The sequence below is a fragment of the Flavobacteriaceae bacterium GSB9 genome, assembly GCA_022749295.1.
Classification (GTDB): Bacteria; Bacteroidota; Bacteroidia; order Flavobacteriales; family Flavobacteriaceae; genus Flavisericum.
Map to the genome: position 1 here is coordinate 3,383,379 of CP062007.1, position 17,461 is coordinate 3,400,839.

21 protein-coding genes are annotated in these 17,461 nt (G+C 36.5%); 5 read left to right on the forward strand and 16 right to left on the reverse strand.

Annotation, left to right across the window (positions count from 1 at the left end; genetic code table 11):
* Nucleotides 1-3 precede the first annotated feature (3 nt).
* The 11 genes from GSB9_03017 to GSB9_03027 form a co-directional block, all read right to left on the reverse strand.
* A complete protein-coding gene (locus GSB9_03017; GenBank protein UKM66427.1) occupies nt 4-453 on the reverse strand; it encodes a tRNA (cytidine(34)-2'-O)-methyltransferase in 450 nt (149 codons plus the stop codon).
* Nucleotides 454-543: 90 nt separating this feature from the next.
* Nucleotides 544-687 carry a hypothetical protein gene (locus GSB9_03018; protein ID UKM66428.1) on the reverse strand — a complete coding sequence of 48 codons (144 nt, stop codon included), beginning with the start codon at nt 685-687 and terminating at the stop codon, nt 544-546.
* A gap of 99 nt (nt 688-786) precedes the next feature.
* On the reverse strand, nt 787-1,002 hold the full coding sequence (locus GSB9_03019) for a hypothetical protein (protein UKM66429.1): 216 nt from the start codon (nt 1,000-1,002) through the stop codon (nt 787-789).
* Between the two features lie 65 nt (nt 1,003-1,067).
* Nucleotides 1,068-1,829 (reverse strand): tryptophan synthase subunit alpha, encoded by a 762-nt coding sequence (trpA, locus tag GSB9_03020; protein ID UKM66430.2) that lies wholly within the window; start codon nt 1,827-1,829, stop codon nt 1,068-1,070.
* A gap of 127 nt (nt 1,830-1,956) precedes the next feature.
* The gene (gene trpB / locus GSB9_03021; protein ID UKM66431.1) at nt 1,957-3,141 is read right to left on the reverse strand and encodes a tryptophan synthase subunit beta; all 1,185 of its coding nucleotides are present in this window, start codon (nt 3,139-3,141) and stop codon (nt 1,957-1,959) included.
* Between the two features lie 69 nt (nt 3,142-3,210).
* Complete coding sequence (locus GSB9_03022) at nt 3,211-3,846, reverse strand: phosphoribosylanthranilate isomerase (GenBank protein ID UKM66432.2); 636 nt, start codon at nt 3,844-3,846, stop codon at nt 3,211-3,213.
* Nucleotides 3,847-3,925: 79 nt separating this feature from the next.
* Complete coding sequence (trpC, locus tag GSB9_03023) at nt 3,926-4,711, reverse strand: indole-3-glycerol phosphate synthase TrpC (protein UKM66433.1); 786 nt, start codon at nt 4,709-4,711, stop codon at nt 3,926-3,928.
* A 72-nt stretch (nt 4,712-4,783) separates the two neighbouring features.
* Nucleotides 4,784-5,779: an anthranilate phosphoribosyltransferase gene (trpD, locus tag GSB9_03024; GenBank protein UKM66434.1), complete on the reverse strand. Its 996-nt coding sequence runs from the start codon at nt 5,777-5,779 to the stop codon at nt 4,784-4,786.
* 7 nt (nt 5,780-5,786) lie between these two features.
* Entirely contained in the window at nt 5,787-6,353 is a 567-nt protein-coding gene (locus GSB9_03025; GenBank protein UKM66435.1) for an aminodeoxychorismate/anthranilate synthase component II, read from the reverse strand.
* A gap of 2 nt (nt 6,354-6,355) precedes the next feature.
* The gene (locus tag GSB9_03026) at nt 6,356-7,762 is read right to left on the reverse strand and encodes an anthranilate synthase component I family protein (GenBank protein ID UKM66436.1); all 1,407 of its coding nucleotides are present in this window, start codon (nt 7,760-7,762) and stop codon (nt 6,356-6,358) included.
* A gap of 261 nt (nt 7,763-8,023) precedes the next feature.
* Entirely contained in the window at nt 8,024-8,506 is a 483-nt protein-coding gene (locus GSB9_03027) for a MarR family transcriptional regulator (GenBank protein ID UKM66437.1), read from the reverse strand.
* Nucleotides 8,507-8,640: 134 nt separating this feature from the next.
* Between GSB9_03027 and GSB9_03028 the strand changes: the two genes are divergently transcribed.
* Nucleotides 8,641-9,180, forward strand: a complete 540-nt coding sequence (locus GSB9_03028; protein UKM66438.1) for a TlpA family protein disulfide reductase — start codon at nt 8,641-8,643, stop codon at nt 9,178-9,180.
* Between the two features lie 4 nt (nt 9,181-9,184).
* Nucleotides 9,185-9,790 carry a thioredoxin family protein gene (locus tag GSB9_03029; GenBank protein UKM66439.1) on the forward strand — a complete coding sequence of 202 codons (606 nt, stop codon included), beginning with the start codon at nt 9,185-9,187 and terminating at the stop codon, nt 9,788-9,790.
* 80 nt (nt 9,791-9,870) lie between these two features.
* Here GSB9_03029 and GSB9_03030 read toward each other — a convergent pair whose 3' ends face one another.
* The 4 genes from GSB9_03030 to GSB9_03033 form a co-directional block, all read right to left on the reverse strand.
* A complete protein-coding gene (locus GSB9_03030) occupies nt 9,871-11,145 on the reverse strand; it encodes an adenylosuccinate synthase (protein UKM66440.1) in 1,275 nt (424 codons plus the stop codon).
* A 12-nt stretch (nt 11,146-11,157) separates the two neighbouring features.
* Nucleotides 11,158-11,613 carry a transcriptional repressor gene (locus GSB9_03031; GenBank protein UKM66441.1) on the reverse strand — a complete coding sequence of 152 codons (456 nt, stop codon included), beginning with the start codon at nt 11,611-11,613 and terminating at the stop codon, nt 11,158-11,160.
* 26 nt (nt 11,614-11,639) lie between these two features.
* Nucleotides 11,640-13,865 (reverse strand): RelA/SpoT family protein, encoded by a 2,226-nt coding sequence (locus GSB9_03032; GenBank protein UKM66442.1) that lies wholly within the window; start codon nt 13,863-13,865, stop codon nt 11,640-11,642.
* A 66-nt stretch (nt 13,866-13,931) separates the two neighbouring features.
* Entirely contained in the window at nt 13,932-14,507 is a 576-nt protein-coding gene (locus tag GSB9_03033; protein UKM66443.1) for a non-canonical purine NTP diphosphatase, read from the reverse strand.
* 161 nt (nt 14,508-14,668) lie between these two features.
* On the opposite strand from GSB9_03033, the gene raiA reads away from it, so the two are divergent.
* Nucleotides 14,669-14,968: a ribosome-associated translation inhibitor RaiA gene (gene raiA, locus GSB9_03034; GenBank protein UKM66444.1), complete on the forward strand. Its 300-nt coding sequence runs from the start codon at nt 14,669-14,671 to the stop codon at nt 14,966-14,968.
* Here the strand turns inward: raiA and rlmH are convergent.
* Nucleotides 14,965-15,438, reverse strand: a complete 474-nt coding sequence (rlmH, locus tag GSB9_03035) for a 23S rRNA (pseudouridine(1915)-N(3))-methyltransferase RlmH (GenBank protein UKM66445.1) — start codon at nt 15,436-15,438, stop codon at nt 14,965-14,967. The genes raiA and rlmH overlap by 4 nt on opposite strands.
* A 130-nt stretch (nt 15,439-15,568) precedes the next feature.
* Between rlmH and nadC the strand changes: the two genes are divergently transcribed.
* Together nadC and GSB9_03037 are read left to right on the forward strand one after the other, a co-directional pair.
* Nucleotides 15,569-16,429, forward strand: coding sequence for a carboxylating nicotinate-nucleotide diphosphorylase (nadC, locus tag GSB9_03036; protein UKM66446.2), 861 nt, complete (start codon nt 15,569-15,571; stop codon nt 16,427-16,429).
* 89 nt (nt 16,430-16,518) lie between these two features.
* Entirely contained in the window at nt 16,519-17,460 is a 942-nt protein-coding gene (locus tag GSB9_03037; GenBank protein ID UKM66447.1) for a YihY/virulence factor BrkB family protein, read from the forward strand.
* Nucleotide 17,461: the final 1 nt, after the last annotated feature.

A 17,461-nucleotide genomic window follows, 5' to 3' on the forward strand; every position in this document is an offset into this window, starting at 1 on the left:
CTTTTATAATTGTCTAAGACCTTCGTAAATAACAATGCTAACAGCGTTTGCCAAATTTAGACTTCGTACGTGGGGGCTGTGTAACGGAATTTTAAAAAGTTGACTTTGGTGTTTTTCAATCAAAGGTTTGGGCAGACCTACTGATTCTTTTCCGAAGATTAAAAACATATCGTCTTTAAACGAAATATCCCAATGGTTTTTTGTGCCATGGCTGGAGAGAAAAGCCATAGGTTTATCATGATGGGTTTCAAAAAAAACGTCAATATTGTTGTAATAGGTTATGTTTAAATGTTGCCAATAATCCAAGCCAGCACGTTTTAATCGCGTATCGTTAATTTCGAATCCAAATGGCTTAACCAAGTGCAAGGTAGAACCAGAAGCCAATGCTAAGCGACCAATATTTCCGGTGTTATTTGGTATTTCGGGTTCAATTAAAACAATATTCAGAGGCATCTGGGTGGTTTTTGTGGGATAAATATAAAAAAATAACCTATTCTAAAAGTAGAATAGGTTATTCTGTTTTTTTTAAACAGCATAATTAAATTAACTTTTGTTTTGCTGCTTTTTTATGGTTTTCTCATCAATATCAAACTGGTTTCTATCTTGGTCGATATCGCCACTAGGGTTTAATGGATTTTTTTGTTCTTTAGTGCGTTCAAATTTCTTTTTATCTTCAATAATTCCCATTGTGTTTCTATTTTTTGGTTTATCTTAAGATAAAAAAAATGAATCAAAATTTTATTAAAACTATCTTAAAACCTAGGGTTTTCCTGTTAAAACCAAGTGTTACTTTTTTTGTAGTTTTAAGGCTAAAGCTACAAGAAGCAATACAAATGGAAAACCGTGAAGCACAACATCGAACCAGTCTATAAATGCCATGCCCTTGGCGCCGCCAGCAATCCATTTTAGTTTTCCCCAAATATGAGGTTCAGGAAAAAAAGGTGCTAAGCCCAAAGTTAGGCATAGTAAAACGATAAGCTTGAAGTTTTTAGTTAGTTTCAATGGCAGTTTTATAAACGGTTTGATTTAATATGTTCACTTTTGTTGAAATATTGGGGTACATAAAATCATCTAATAGATTTTACAAACTTAGCAATATTTTCAACGGAATTATTCGTGATAAACTTTATAAATGCACTACCAATAATGGCCCCTTTTGCATATGCTGTAGCTTGCGTAAAGGTTTCGTTGTTATTAATGCCAAACCCTACAATTTGAGGGTTTTTTAAGTTCATATTCGAGATACGCTGAAAATAGTGTTTCTGGATGTCGCCAAAACCAGATTGCGATCCCGTAACACTAGCACTGCTAACCATATAGATGAATCCGTTGGAAACAGAATCGATGTAGCGTATGCGTTCATCTGAAGTTTGTGGTGTAATCAAAAACACATTGATGAGTCCGTATTTTTCGAAAACGGCTTGGTACTGCTCATGATAAACATCAACTGGTAAGTCTGGGATAATAAGCCCATCAACACCTATATCCTGACATTTTTTACAGAAGTTTTCAACGCCATATTGCAACATCGGGTTGAAATAGCCCATAATGATTAAAGGAATTTCAACTGTTTTTCTGATGTCCTTTAGCTGGTTGAACAGTGTTTCGGTGGTCATGCCGTTTTTCAGTGCTGCTGTAGAACTTTCTTGGATGGTTGGGCCATCGGCCAACGGGTCGCTAAACGGTAAACCGATTTCAATCATATCGACACCATTTTTTTCCAAATTTTCAATAATGGAAACCGTATCGTTGAGGTTGGGGTAGCCCGCTGTGAAATATATAGAAAGTAACTTTTTGTTTGCTTCTAGTTTTTGATTTATTCTGTTCATTTCATCTGTCATTCCTGCGAAGGCAGGAATCTATTTTTAAATTTGTAAAGTTCATGGATTCCGTATCATGTACGGAATGACAATTTTTATTTCTTATGATGCCCAAATAAGTTCAGCATGACGCTGGTTATATATTAAAATATTCAATATAATTATTCAAATCTTTATCGCCACGCCCAGACAAACTTACAACGACCACGTCTTCGGGGTTGAAGGTTTTCTGTTCGAAAATAGCCAAAGCGTGCGAACTTTCAATAGCAGGAATAATGCCTTCCAATTTACAAAGTTCTAGGCCAGCGTTCATGGCTTCATCATCGGTAATGGACATAAATTCTGCACGTCCCGTTTTAGCCAAATGGGCATGCATGGGGCCAACTCCAGGGTAATCTAACCCCGCTGAAATGGAGTAGGGCTCGGTAATTTGCCCGTCGTTGGTTTGCATTAACAGCGTTTTACAGCCATGGATGATGCCTTCTTTTCCTAAAACCGACGTGGCGGCACTTTCTCCAGAATCTACACCGTGCCCGGCGGCTTCCACAGCGATGATGTTCACATCTTCTTCGTGTAAATAATGATAGTATGTTCCTGCGGCATTACTTCCGCCTCCAATACACGCTACAACATAATCGGGATTTTCACGTCCTTCGTGCTCTTTTAATTGCCATTTTATTTCTTCGGAAATCACTGACTGAAACCGAGTCACCATATCGGGGTAAGGGTGTGGGCCAATGGCTGAACCAATAATATAATGGGTGTTTACGGGATTGTTTATCCAATCTCGAATGGCTTCGTTGGTAGCATCTTTTAATGTGCGACTTCCCGATTTGGCAGGCATTACCTTAGCGCCAAGCATTTTCATTCTGGCTACGTTAGGGGCTTGTCGGTCAATGTCTATTTCGCCCATGTACACAATACACTCCAATCCCATTAAAGCACAAACGGTAGCCGTGGCCACACCGTGCTGTCCGGCACCAGTTTCGGCAATAATTCGGGTTTTGCCCAAACGTTTGGCCATTAATATTTGCCCAATAGTGTTATTTATTTTGTGGGCGCCCGTATGGTTTAAGTCCTCGCGCTTCAAATAAATTTTAGTATTGTACTTTTTAGAAAGGCGCTTTGCAAAATACAATGGGGAAGGCCGACCAACATAATCTTTTAAAAGCTGATTAAATTCTGCTTTAAAAGATGGTTCAGCCATAACCTCTAAATATTTTTGGCGCAGTTCCTCTACATTGGGGTAGAGCATTTCGGGGATGAAAGCCCCCCCAAACTCGCCATAATAGCCTTTTTCGTTTACGTTGTAATTTTTCATTTTATTTTGTCACTCCCGTGGAGACGGGGATCTTTTTATTTTTAGTTCCGGTTTATAATGGATTCCGCATTAAGTGCGGAATGATAAACTAGCTTTAAATTCTTTTAATAATTCAATATGCTTTAATCCAGGCTTAATTTCAAATTTACTGTTAACGTCTAAGGCATAACAATATTTTGAAGCATCACTTTGGTTAAATGTTTTTATTTTATCCACTTCCTCAATACCAATGCCGCCACTTAAAAAGAACGGTTTCGTTGATGGATAGTTGTTCAAGACCTTCCAATTAAAGGTATAGCCATTGCCGCCCGGTAGTTTTCCTTTGGTATCGAAAAGGAAGTAATCAACAACTTTTTCGTAAGGTTTTAGCACCTCAAAATTAAATTCATCTTTTATTGAAAACACTTTGATGATTTCAAGGTTGCTGTAAGCATGACGCAGAGCGTTACAATACTCTGGCGATTCCTTGCCATGCAACTGAACAGCTTGTAAATCGAGCTGATTTATTTTCTCCTCAACAAACTCTAAAGAGGCATCAACAAAAACGCCAACTTTTTTAATCGATTTTGGCAATTTAGGAACGGTATCACCCTCAAAATACCTTGCGGATTTTTCGTAAAATATAAACCCAAGATAATCGGGCTGCAAAGTTGCAACTTGCTCAATATTGTCTTGGTATTTCATGCCGCAGATTTTCAGTTTCATTTTATTGTTTGTTTTCATAGGGAACGTCGTGAAGCAATCTGTTGAAAAGATTACGTTGTCGTTCCTCCTTGCAATAACGTTATTTTTCTAATTTGTTAATAAACACCGTAGCGCTTTCTCCTGGATTATCTGTTTTCATAAAGTTTTCACCAATTAAGAAGCCTTTGTAGCCAAATGGTTGGAGTTCCTTAATCGCTTCAATCTTACTGATGCCACTTTCAGAAACTTTTACAAATTCGTCTGGAATTAAAGTGCTCAGGTTTTTACTTGTTTCTAAGCTAACATCAAAAGTTTTTAGGTTTCTGTTATTAACGCCTAACATGTCCAAGCTTGGCATAACCGATTTATGTAATTCCTCTTCATTGTGAATTTCTAAAAGCACATCTAATTGTAAACTTTTAGCAAGCTTTGAAAATTGTTTGATTTCATCTCTGGTTAAAATAGCAGCAATCAGTAAAATTACATCGGCACCGTATGCTTTAGCTTCTAATATTTGATACTCGTCGATAATAAATTCTTTTCTCAAGAGCGGCAAATTGCAACTGGCTCGGGCGGTTAATAAGTCGTCTAACGAACCGCCAAAATATTTTCCGTCTGTTAAAACCGACATACCGCAAACGCCTGCATTCTCATAACCAGAGGCTACATCTTGTACGTTTAAAGTGTTATTGATAACCGATTTGGAAGGAGAGCGCCTTTTGTGTTCGGCGATAATACCCGAGTCACTATTCCGTAATTTACGGGACAATGAAACGGTTTCTCTTTTGAAGAGTACAGATTGCTCAAGTTGTGAAACCGGAATTAAACCTTTTCTAAGATTTACTTCGTTCCGTTTGTCTATTACTATTTTATCTAAAATGTTCATGTTTCAGTCTTCAGTCTTCAGTCTTCAGTTTTTGTCGATTTGACTTCCAACTGATTACTGAATATTACCAACTTATTTTTTACTCAATTCAATCAATTTGTCCAAACTCGATTTGGCTTTACCAGAAAATAATGATTCTTTGGCCAATTCGAAACCTTCTTTATGTGAAATTTGATTAGTTGTAGCAATGGCCAAACCGGCATTGGTACAAACCACATTGTTTTGTGCTTCAGTACCATTTCCGTTAATGATTTCAACAAAAATATTGGCAGCCTCCTGTATGGTGTCGCCTCCAAAAATATCTTTTTGATTCACATAATTTACTCCTAAATCTTCTGGCGAAAAAATTGTTTCAGAATGATTGGAAATGATTTTTGCTTTTCCAGTTAATGAAATTTCATCATAACCATCAAGCGCATACACGATGTTATAGTGCTTATCGGTATTTTGATACATAAAGCTGTATAGGCGTAAAAGCTCTAGGTTATAAACGCCCAACAATTGGTTTTTGGGAAACGACGGATTTACCATGGGGCCTAACATGTTAAAAAACGTTTTTACGCCCAACTCTTTACGAATAGGAGCCACGTTTTTCATGGCGGGATGAAAAAGCGGTGCGTGCAAAATACAAATGCCTGCTTCGTCTAAACAACATTTTAAAAAATCTTCGTCGTTAGAAAATTTTACACCTAAAGACTCCATGACATTGGAAGAGCCTGAGGTTGATGATACGCCATAATTACCATGTTTTGAAACGTTTACGCCCGCGCCAGCCGTTATAAACGACGATAGAGTTGAAATGTTAAACGTGTTTTTGCCATCGCCACCCGTACCTACAATATCAATCGCATTGTAATCGTTGAGATTAATAGGAACACAAAGTTCCAATAGCGCATTTCTGAACCCGGAGAGTTCTTCAATGGTAATGCTACGCATCATGAAAACCGACAAGAAACATGCTATTTGGCTTGGGTTATACTTGTCGTTGGATATATTGACGATAACTTTTTTGGCCTCTTCGGTTGAAAGGGTTTCGTGATTTATAAGTCTGTTTAGTATGTCTTTCATTTTAATTTTAGCTATTTACCCAATTCTCCAATATCTTTTTTCCGTCTGGCGTTAAAACCGATTCAGGATGGTATTGCACCCCTTTAACGTCGTAATCTTTATGACGCAACGACATCACTTGTCCGTTTTTGTCGTAAGATGTTGCTTCCAGTCTGTCAGGTAATATAGGGTTTATTACCCACGAGTGGTATCGGCCAACTTCTATGGTTTTGCTCAACCCGTTAAAGATGGCTTCATCATCCACACATATTTCAACTTCGGTGGCCACGCCGTGATACACCTCCTTTAAATTTATTAGCGACCCGCCAAAAACTTCACCTATGGCCTGTTGACCTAAACATACACCCAAAATACTTTTGGTTGGTGCATACTTCGCTATGATGGGCTTTAATAAACCTGCTTCGTCGGGTATGCCTGGCCCGGGAGAAAGTACAATTTTATCGAACTGTTCAACATCTTCCAAAGCTAATTTGTCGTTTCTTACAACCGTAACATCGCAGTTTAAATCTTCTAAGTAATGCACCAGGTTGTAAGTAAAGCTGTCGTAATTATCTATAACTAATACTTTTTTCATTTTTAAATGTCTTCTGCTATTTTGATAGCTTTGGTTAATGCGCCTAATTTATTGTAAACTTCTTGTAATTCGTTTTCTTGGTTTGATTTTGAAACCATTCCTGCACCGGCTTGCCAGTTTAATTTATAATCTTTACTTAAAAAGGTGCGAATCATGATGGCGTGGTTAAAATTACCTTCAAAATCCATAAATCCAATGGCGCCACCGTAATAGCCGCGGCTTGTTTTTTCATATTTTTCAATAAGCTGCATGGCCATGTGTTTTGGTGCACCACTTAGGGTTCCGGCAGGAAAAGTATCGGCTACCACTTGCATGGTAGATGTGGTGTCGTGTTTTTTTCCGATAACCTTACTTACTAAATGGATGACATGAGAGAAAAACTGAACTTCACGATAGGTTTCAACCGATACTTGACTACCGTGGCGACTTAAGTCGTTTCTGGCCAAATCGACCAACATTACGTGTTCTGCATTTTCTTTGTCGTCATTTTTTAATTTTTCGGCTAAAATAGCATCTTGTGCATCATCGCCAGTACGTTTAAAAGTTCCTGCAATGGGGTGTATTTCGGCCATACCATCAGAAACCACAAGTTGAGCTTCAGGTGAACTGCCAAAAATTTTAAAATCCCCATAATCGAAATAGAAGAGATAAGGAGATGGATTTATACTGCGTAGGGCACGATAAACGTTAAAATCGTCGCCAGCAAATTTTTGTGAAAAACGCCTCGACAAAACCAATTGGAACACATCACCACGTTGACAATGTTTTCGAGCTAACTCAACATTTTCTTTAAACTCGTCATCGGTTAAATTAGATTCAATTTCGCCTTTGGTATTGAAATTGTAAGAGGCAAAATTTTGGATATTGATGAGCTTGTCTATTTCATCGATGTTATTTTCATTGTCGTTATAACAATGTGCGAAAATGTAAGCTTCGTTTTTAAAATGATTGATGGCTATAATGTTTTTGTAAACCGCATAATACACATCGGGTACAGTTACCGAATTGTCTTTTTTGCCAATTTCAATATCTTCAAAATACCTAACAGCGTCATAAGCGGTATAACCAAAAATACCATTGTTGATGAATTTGAAATTCTCTTCAGATTTCGCATCAAATCGCTTGGTGAAATTATAGATTTCATTCACAACGTTAACATCGTCGGTGATGTTTAAATTTGTGGTGCTTCCGTCTGGAAAAGTTTGCGAAATTACTTCGTTTTCTACCTTTATGGACGCAATGGGGTTAAAACAGATATACGAAAAGTTTTTGTGGTTACGGTGGTAGTCACCACTTTCCAATAGGATGCTGTTAGGGTATTTATCACGAATTTTATAATACACTGTAACCGGGGTTATGGTATCGGTTAAAATTCTTTTATGATGTGTATAAAGGCTGTATTTTTCCATTTATAATTTTATTTCTGAACAAATAAAAAGGCTTGTCGTGAATTGACAAGCCTTTTTGAATATTTTGAGTTTTAAATATACTAGGTTTTTACTTCACGAATTTTTAGTTTCTAAAGCACCACCACCAAGTTTTATTTAAAGTTTTATTCATCGTTTTATTTTTAATGGCTCAAATATAGAAATGAAAAAATTATTACCCAAAAGAAAGACAGGTTTTTTAATAAAAAACTACCATTGCAAAATGGTAGTTTTTCTTGGTTATTAGGGTTTGCTCGAACTTGGTTGGTTTGCTATTAATCTCAATTTGCCCAATAATCGGATGAGTTCGAGCCTTTCATCGTCATTTAAAGGCTTTGTGATATTTTGTTCGGTTCTTTCAACCAAACTGTCTATTTTATTTAGAAAATTAAGTCCTTCATTTGTAATCGTAATATCTATTTTTCTTTTGTTTTGCTTGTTTTTGCTTCTGGTTACGTATTGCTTTTTTATTAGTTTGTCAACTAGTCGTGTGGTGTTGCTCATTTTATTTACCATACGTTCTTGTATGGTTGCTAGGGTAACGGGAGTGCCTTTTTGTCCGCGTAAAATTCTAAGCACATTAAATTGCTGAATTGATATACCATAAGGTTTAAGAACATCATTTAATTGAACGTTAACAATACCGTAGGTATGCAAAAGGCTCACTACAACTTTTTTTTGTAATGGTATGTTAGAGCTTGTTTTTAGAATGTCTTCTATTTTCATCCATTAACAGTTGTATATACAAATTTACAGAAATAATTCAAATTTTTGATCATAAAAATAGAGGTTCGCATGTTTTAACTTAAAATACTGTTAAAAAAATACAGAGACTTAATTGATTAATTAAATTTATATGCATGAAATTAAAAATATTAAGTCTTAGTTTATTATTTCTGGTAAGTTGTTTTGATGGAAAAAAGAAAAATGTAGGAACGTTTCATGAAATTCATGTTGTTGAAAATCACCAAAAAGATGTAAGTCTGGAAGTTTATGATTTTTCTGGTTTAGAAAAATTCTTGAACAAGCAAGACAATAAAATTCATGTTATTAACTTTTGGGCGACTTGGTGTGCCCCGTGTGTAAAAGAGTTGCCTTATTTTGAACGACTTAATAAAACCTATAAAGGCAAAGGCGTGGAGGTGTTATTGGTTAGTTTGGATTTTCCGCATTTGTATGAAAAGAAACTGATGCCCTTTATAAAAGAAAATAACTTTGAGAGTAGGGTGGTGGCTTTGGATGACCCCGATATGAATACTTGGATTCCGAAAGTTAGCGAAAAATGGACGGGCGCTATTCCTGCTACAATTATTTATAAAAATAACGAGCAACGGTTTTATGAGCGCTCTTTTAATTATGAAGCCTTAGAATTAGAAGTAAAACAATTTTTAAATCTATAATAATATGAAAAAGTCATTACAATTGTTTTCAGCAGTATTAATTGTGATATTAATTAGTGCATTTACCGTAGATAACGGTTATAAAATTGGCGATATAGCCGAAGATTTTTCTTTAGAAAGCAGCGATGGCAACATGGTGTCACTTTCTGATTATCATGAAGCCAAAGGATTTATTGTAACATTTACCTGTAATACATGCCCGTATGCTGTGATGTACGAAGATAGAATTATAGCGCTTAACAATAAATATGAAGAAAAGGGGTATCCGGTAATAGCCATTATGCCCAACAATGTTGAGGTAAAACCTGGTGATAATTTAGATGCCATGCGCGAAAGAGCAGAAAGTAAAGGGTTTACGTTTCCTTATTTAATTGATGCAGAGCAAAGTGTCTTTCCTAAATATGGGGCAACAAAAACGCCACATATTTTTGTGCTACAGAAAACTAAGGTAGGTAATGTGGTAAAATACATTGGGGCGATTGATGATAATTATAAAGATGCTTCGGATGTAACAACAAAGTATGTTGAAAATGCTGTTGATGCGTTATTGGCTGGTGAAGAGGTGCCTGAAAAAGAAACAAAGGCTATTGGATGTACTATTAAAGTTTAATTAAACTTTCCATAAAAGTAAAAGCTCCAAAGTTGAAAAACATTGGAGCTTTTTTATTGAAATAAAAATATTATAAATTTTTAATTCTTGAAAATGGTTTGTTTTCTGTCTGGTCCAACCGAAACAATAGTGATAGGTGTTTCCAATTCTTTTTCTAAAAACGCAATATAATCGTTAAGTGCTTTTGGTAGTTCTGAAGCTTCGGACATACTGGTTAAATCTTCTGCCCAACCTTTGAACTCCGTGTAAACAGGTTCTACGTTTTCAGGTTCTATATTGTAAGGTAAATGCGAAATGGTTTGGCCTTTGTATTTATACTCTGTGCATACTTTTAAGGTGTCAAAACCAGAAAGCACGTCGGCTTTCATCATCATCAATTGGGTAACGCCATTAACTTGGCAGGCATATTTTAGGGCCACCAAATCTAACCAACCACAGCGTCTAGGGCGACCCGTTGTTGCGCCAAATTCATGACCTACTTTGGCCATAGTTTCGCCGTCTTTGTCAAATAATTCGGTAGGGAACGGTCCAGATCCAACACGCGTCGTATAAGCTTTAAAAATACCAAAAACCTCTTTTATTTGGTTAGGAGCAACCCCTAAGCCAGTACAGGCTCCAGCAGCAGTTGTATTGCTGGACGTTACAAATGGATAGGTTCCAAAATCAATATCCAACAGTGAGCCTTGGGCGCCTTCGGCCAAAATGGTATTTCCAGATTTTTGTGCCTGGTGAATATATTCTTCTGAATCGATAAACTTTAACGATTTTAACGTTTCGATAGCGTTAAAAAACTCACCTTCAAGTTCTTTTAAGTCGTATTCAATATCAACATCGTAGAAGGCTATCATTTTCTCATGTTTATCCGCCAGATTTCTGTAGCGTTCTTTCCAGTCGCTAAGCTCTAAATCACCAACACGAAGTCCGTTTCTTCCGGTTTTATCCATGTAAGTTGGTCCAATACCTTTTAAGGTTGAACCAATTTTAGCTTTACCTTTTGAAGCCTCACTAGCAGCATCTAATAAGCGGTGCGTAGGCAATATAATGTGTGCTTTGCGTGAAATTAGAAGCGATTTTTTATAGTTTACGTTTTGCGCTTCAAGTTTATCAAGCTCACCTTTAAAGATTACGGGGTCTATAACCACGCCATTACCAACAAGGTTGGTAGCATCATCATGAAATATTCCAGAAGGAATAGTATGTAAAACGTGTTTTTTTCCGTTGAAAACTAGGGTGTGCCCAGCATTTGGTCCACCTTGAAAACGGGCTATAATGTTGTAGTTTGATGTTAGAACGTCAACAATTTTTCCTTTGCCTTCGTCTCCCCATTGTAGTCCTAGTAGTAAATCTACTGCCATTGTAAAAATTAGTTATTTGTTTGTTGATTTTCTATTTCCGTAAAAATAGAGCGAGTGGTTGTTAATTTCAATGTCGAAAACCTCTTCGATAGTTTTTTTTATAGATTGAATTCTTGGGTCGCAAAATTCTATAACTTCGCCTGTATCGGTTAGGATAACGTGGTCGTGCTGCCTATCAAAGTATGATTTTTCATAATGTGCTTGGTTTTGTCCAAACTGATGCTTCCTAACCAAACCACATTCTAAAAGAAGTTCTATTGTATTATACAGCGTAGCACGAGAAACCCTGTATTTTTTGTTCTTCATGTTAAGATATAGCGATTCTATATCAAAATGTTCGTTGTTATTATAGATTTCTTGTAGTATGGCGTATCGCTCGGGCGTTTTGCGGTGTCCGTTAGCTTCAAGAAACGTTGTAAACACGTTTTTTACAATCTCTTGATTTTTAGTGTCTGGTTTAGCATCCATAATTTCGTGGCAAATTTACACTTTTTTTACACTCTGGTAACCTTATCAATGCCATTAATTTTTTTAAGCCTATCTAATAGCTTTTTTATTATGGTATTGTTTTTAACCACGACATTGATTTTTCCAGAAAATAAACCGTCATTACTTTCAAAGCTTATGCTTTTCATGTTTACGTGCATATTTTCAGAAACGACGGTGGTTATATCCTTAACAAGCCCAATGTGGTCAATTCCGGCAAGTACAATTTTAACCAAAAACTCTTGCTGTGTGGAGTCTATCCATTTGGCGGACATGATTCGGTAAGCGTAATTGGATTGCAAACTAACGGCATTTGGGCAATTTTTTTTATGCACCTTGATTCCTTCGTTAACCGTTAGAAATCCAAAAACAGCATCTCCCGGAATGGGATTACAACAGTTTGCTAATTTATAGTCGAGTTTTTCTTCTTCTTTACCAAAAACAAGTGAATCAAAATTAACAGTAATCTCTTCTTTTTCTATTTCCTCCTTTTTGATTGGAGTTTTTTTGTTGATTCTGTTTTTTATGAAGCTCATAAAAGCGTTACTTCTTGAAGACGCGTAGCTTTTAAGCATGTTGTTGTCTATGGTGCCCACACCAACTCTATAAAATAAATCTAGGCTTGTTTTAAGTTTGAAGAATCTAACCATATCGTTTACAGATTCTTCATTAAGCGTAATTTTTAGTTGCTTTAGTTTACGGCGTAGCAATTCTTTGCCGTCTTCACCAATAATCTTTTTGTTTTCACGCAGGGCCGATTTTATTTTGCTCCGTGCTCTTGCTGTAGTGGCATAGTCGAGCCAGTTGGCATTTGGTTTAGCGTTTTCGGCGGTTAAAATTTCAACTTGGTCTCCACTTTTAAGTTCGTGGCTTAAGGTTACCAATTTATTGTTTACTTTGGCACCACGCGTTTTCATGCCAATTTCGGTATGGATATGAAAAGCAAAATCGAGTGCCGTAGCGCCTTTTGGCAACGATTTTAAATCTCCGGCAGGAGTAAAAACAAAAATTTCTTTAGAGTAAAGGTTGAGTTTAAACTGCTCTACAAAATCTACAGCATTTGTTTCTGGATTTTCAAGTGCTTCCTGTAGGCGATTAATCCAGCTCTCTAAATTATCTTCTTTTTCGTTGCCTTGTTTGTATTTGTAATGTGCAGCATAGCCTTTTTCCGCAATTTCGTTCATGCGTTCACTTCGTATCTGTACTTCTACCCAGCGGCCTCTTGGCCCCATAACAGTAATGTGTAAAGCTTCGTATCCCGTTGATTTTGGAGAAGAAATCCAATCGCGTAACCGTATGGGGTTTGGCCTGAAATGGTCTGTAACTATGGAGTAAATTTTCCAAGCCAAAAACTTTTCGTTGTGCGGATCGCTGTCACATTCATAAATTATTCTGATGGCAAACTTATCATAAACTTCATCGAAAGAAACCCCTTGATTGATCATTTTTTTTCTGATGCTGAAAATAGATTTAGGGCGCCCTTTTATAGTATAGTTTAGGTGTTCTTTATCGAGGGAGTTTTTTATTACCGCACTAAACTTTTCAATGTAGGCATCTTGTTCGTCTTTACTTTCTTTAATTTTACTTAGAATGTCGTTGTAAACATCGGGTTCGGTATATTTTAAGCCTAAATCTTCAAGTTCTGTTTTTATATTGTACAACCCTATTCTGTGCGCTAAAGGGGCGTAGATGTAAAGTGTTTCTGAAGCTATTTTCACCTGTTTGTCTGCACGCATAGAATCCATGGTTTGCATGTTGTGCAGCCTGTCGGCAATTTTTATAATGATAACACGCACATCGTCATTTAGCGTGAGCAGCATTTTACGGAAGTTCTCTGCTTGCAAAGAAACATCCATGTCTTTTTCTTTGCTTAACGATGATATTTTTGTTAACCCATCAACAATTGTGGCAATGGTTTTTCCGAAGAGCTTTTCGATATCCTCAATTTGATAATCTGGACTGTCTTCAACAACATCGTGGAGCAGGGCAGCGGCAATTGATGTACCGTCAAGACCAATTTCTTGAGCCACTATTTTGGCTACTGCAAGCGGGTGGAATATGTAGGCCTCTCCAGATTTTCTTCGTTGGTCTTTATGTCCATCCATGGCAACTTCAAAAGCTTTTCTTATCAGCTTTTTGTCGCCATCGGTCAAGGTGGTGTAACTAACTTTTAAAAGCTCTTTGTAAGCTTTGGTAATCGCAGCATTTTCTTTTTCAATGTATTCCTCTGTCATCATAATTTAAAAGTAACATAAAGAATATTAACAGGCAATACCTAATTATGGTTTTTTATTTATATGCTATAAGGCGTTTAAAAAATCAACCAGTTGGGCTACAGCTTTACCACGGTGGCCAATTTTATTTTTTAAACTTAAATCCATTTCGGCAAAAGTTTGCTCGTGCCCCTCAGGTTTAAAAATGGGGTCGTAGCCAAATCCTTTTTTGCCATGTTGGGTTACTGTTATTTCCCCGAGGCAGATACCGGTAAAACAAAGTAGCTCATTATTTAAATAAAGTGCAATAACGGTTTTAAACTGTGCAGTTCTGCTTGAGGCTTTTTGCAATTCAGAAAGCAGTTTTTGCATATTGGCTTCTGCGTTTTTTTGTTCGCCAGCATATCGGGCAGAGTACACACCTGGAGCACCGTTAAGCGCTTCGACTTCTAGTCCGGTATCATCGGCAAAACAGTCGTAGCCATAATGTGTCTTAATGTATTCGGCCTTTTGTACGGCGTTGCCTTCTATGGTGTTTTGGGTTTCGGGTATGTCTTCAAGGCATCCTATGTCTTTTAAACTCAAAAGTTTAATGTTGGAAGGGGTTAAAGCTTGAACTTCTTTTATTTTGTTGATGTTATTTGTAGCGAATACAAGTTCCATAATTATAATTTTTGGTCGCACAAAAATAAGTTTTAAAAACGAATTAAGTGTTGTTGCTCTGCCCAGTATGTATTTCTAATAATTTTATGATTTTTGTCACTATGAATTCCTCAAAAAACTTGTATCTTACCATTGAAATTAATTATTAAAACGATTAGATTATGACAGTAAACATTCAATATGTAGGTGTAGATGTAAGTGAAACGCTCTCGGCTTTTACAGAAGAAAAGTTAGAAAAATTATTTAACAGATACGAGTTTTTAATTGGAGCCACAGTATATTTCAAAAAGGATGAGAAACACCATGATAAAGGTAAAATATGTAATATAGAATTGAGTTTGCCCGGCCCAAGGCTATATGCGACTTCAGAAGAACATAATTATGAGGTGGCCGTTAGGGAGACCATTAGCGATTTAGAGCGCCAGTTAAAAAAACGGAAACAAGTTTACAAGACATATTAACGGTGGTGGTAGGGTTCGTTCTTTAAAATGGTGAACCCTCTGTACAACTGTTCAATAAAAAACAAACGAATCATTTGATGGGAAAATGTCATTTTAGACAATGATATTTTCCCATTAGCTTTTTTATAGACATCTTCCGAAAACCCATAAGGTCCTCCAATAACAAAAACCAGTTGTTTTAGGCCAGCGTTCATTTGTTTTTGTAAATACGATGAAAATGCCAGAGAATCAAACTGTTTCCCGTTTTCATCCAATAGTATAAGTTTGTAGGTCGGTTTTAATTTTCTTAGAATAAGTTCGCCCTCTTTTTGTTTTTGTTGCGCCTCACTCAGATTTTTGGCATTTTTTATGTCTGGAATAACATCCAATTCAAATTTAATGTAGTGTCCTAATCGTTTTATGTATTCGTTAATCAATACATTAAGTTGCTTGCTGTCTGTTTTGCCTATAGCAATGAGTCTAATGGTCATAAAAACAAAATTAGTGCTTTATGTTTATGAAAAACGCATCTAAATAACGTAAAAAATATAAATTTGATAAAATTTAAATTTAAATAAGTAAATCAATTTCTTATTTTTGCTCAAAACTAATCAACAAATAATGATTACACAAGAACAGTTTGATAGCGAAGTTAAAGGGATAATAGAAAACGCCATAAGAGAAGATGTAGGTGATGGCGACCACAGTTCCTTAGCATGTATTCCAGAAAATGCTCGAGGCAGGGCTAAGCTTCTGGTAAAAGATAAAGGCATTATTGGAGGTGTTAATTTTGCCAAAAAAGTTTTTGCTTACGTCGATAAAAATTTAAAATTGGATGTACGTATAGAGGATGGCACCGAGGTAACTTTTGGAGATGTGGTGATGTATGTTGAAGGACCTTCCCAATCTATTTTAAAAGCAGAGCGCACCGTTTTAAACGCTATGCAACGCATGAGTGCCATTGCTACAAAAACTAGAATGTTTGTTGATTTGGTTGAAGGTACAAAAACCAAAATTCTAGATACCAGAAAAACAACACCTGGCATTCGAGTGCTCGAAAAATGGGCCGTTAAAATTGGAGGTGGCGAAAATCACAGATTTGCATTGTACGATATGATTATGCTAAAAGACAATCATATTGATTTTGCCGGCGGAATAACCAAAGCCATTGAAATGACCAAGCAATATTTGGAAGAAACCGGTAGAAACCTGCTCATAATGGTTGAAGCACGTAACCTCATAGAGGTTGAAGAAATTCTTCAGAACGATGGTGTTTATAGAATTTTATTAGATAATTTTGACTACGAAGATACCAGAAAGGCCGTAAAAATAATTGGTGATAAATGTTTGACTGAGTCTTCGGGAAATATTAACGAAGAAACCATTCGTCATTATGCCGAGTGCGGCGTGAACTATATATCTTGTGGGGCCTTGACACATTCGGTTTATAATATGGATATGAGCTTAAAAGCTGTAAAATAAATGTATCTATATTTAAATTGGCAACATAAATTTTAAATGCAAAAGCTAAATTTAATAACTTTGCTTACAACAGCAAAAGCAAATTATTAATGACAAAACCTTTAGAGGATAGACTGGATAAAATACCTGTAGTTAATGTATTGGTGCGGTTTTTTAAACAGTTGAAGTTGCCCGGTCTCGAAGGCTTGTCTTTTTACGATTTGTTGGAACTATACATAACAGGTGTTGTTCGAGGCGCTTTAACAACAAGGGCGAGTGCTATTGCCTTTAGCTTTTTTACGGCAATTTTTCCCTTTTTGCTTTTTGTGCTTATCGTTATTCCGTATGTGCCAATCGATGATTTTAAAGTAGAGTTTTTAAGGTTTTTAGAATCTTTTTTACCACCAACAACATCCGATTTTTTCTTTAAAAATATCTTTGAAAATATAGACCAATCGCAACGTGGGGGGCTGTTGTCTTCTGTATTTGTTTTATCAATTCTTTTAATGGCCAATGGCGTAAACGCTGTGTTTTCGGGGTTTGAAAACTCGTATCATGAGCAGCTTACACGCAATGTGTTCCGCCAATATTTATTCGCTCTTGGTATCGCCCTTATTTTAGCTTTTTTACTCATTGTTACCATTGCAGTCTTGGGGTACATTCAAATTTATGTCGTTCAGGGTGTGTTGGGTGTGCTGGAAAGCAGGGGTTACCACGTTGATTCGAACGGTGTGTTTTGGACCAACGTAGTGCAATACCTCTTTTTCGTGCTCATGGTGTATCTGGCAACAGCAACCTTGTATTATTTTGGAACACGCGAAGGTAGAGAATCAAGATTCTTTTCAGTGGGGGCTATTTTTACCACCTTTTTAATAATGCTCACATCATTTTTGTTTGGCCTTTATATCGAAAATTTTAGCCAATACAATAAGCTTTATGGTTCTATTGGAGCCCTGCTTATTTTGCTATTTTACCTATGGATAAATGCCAATATCTTACTTTTGGGTTACGAGCTAAATGTGTCTTTAAACAAATTAAAGAAAAGACATTAGC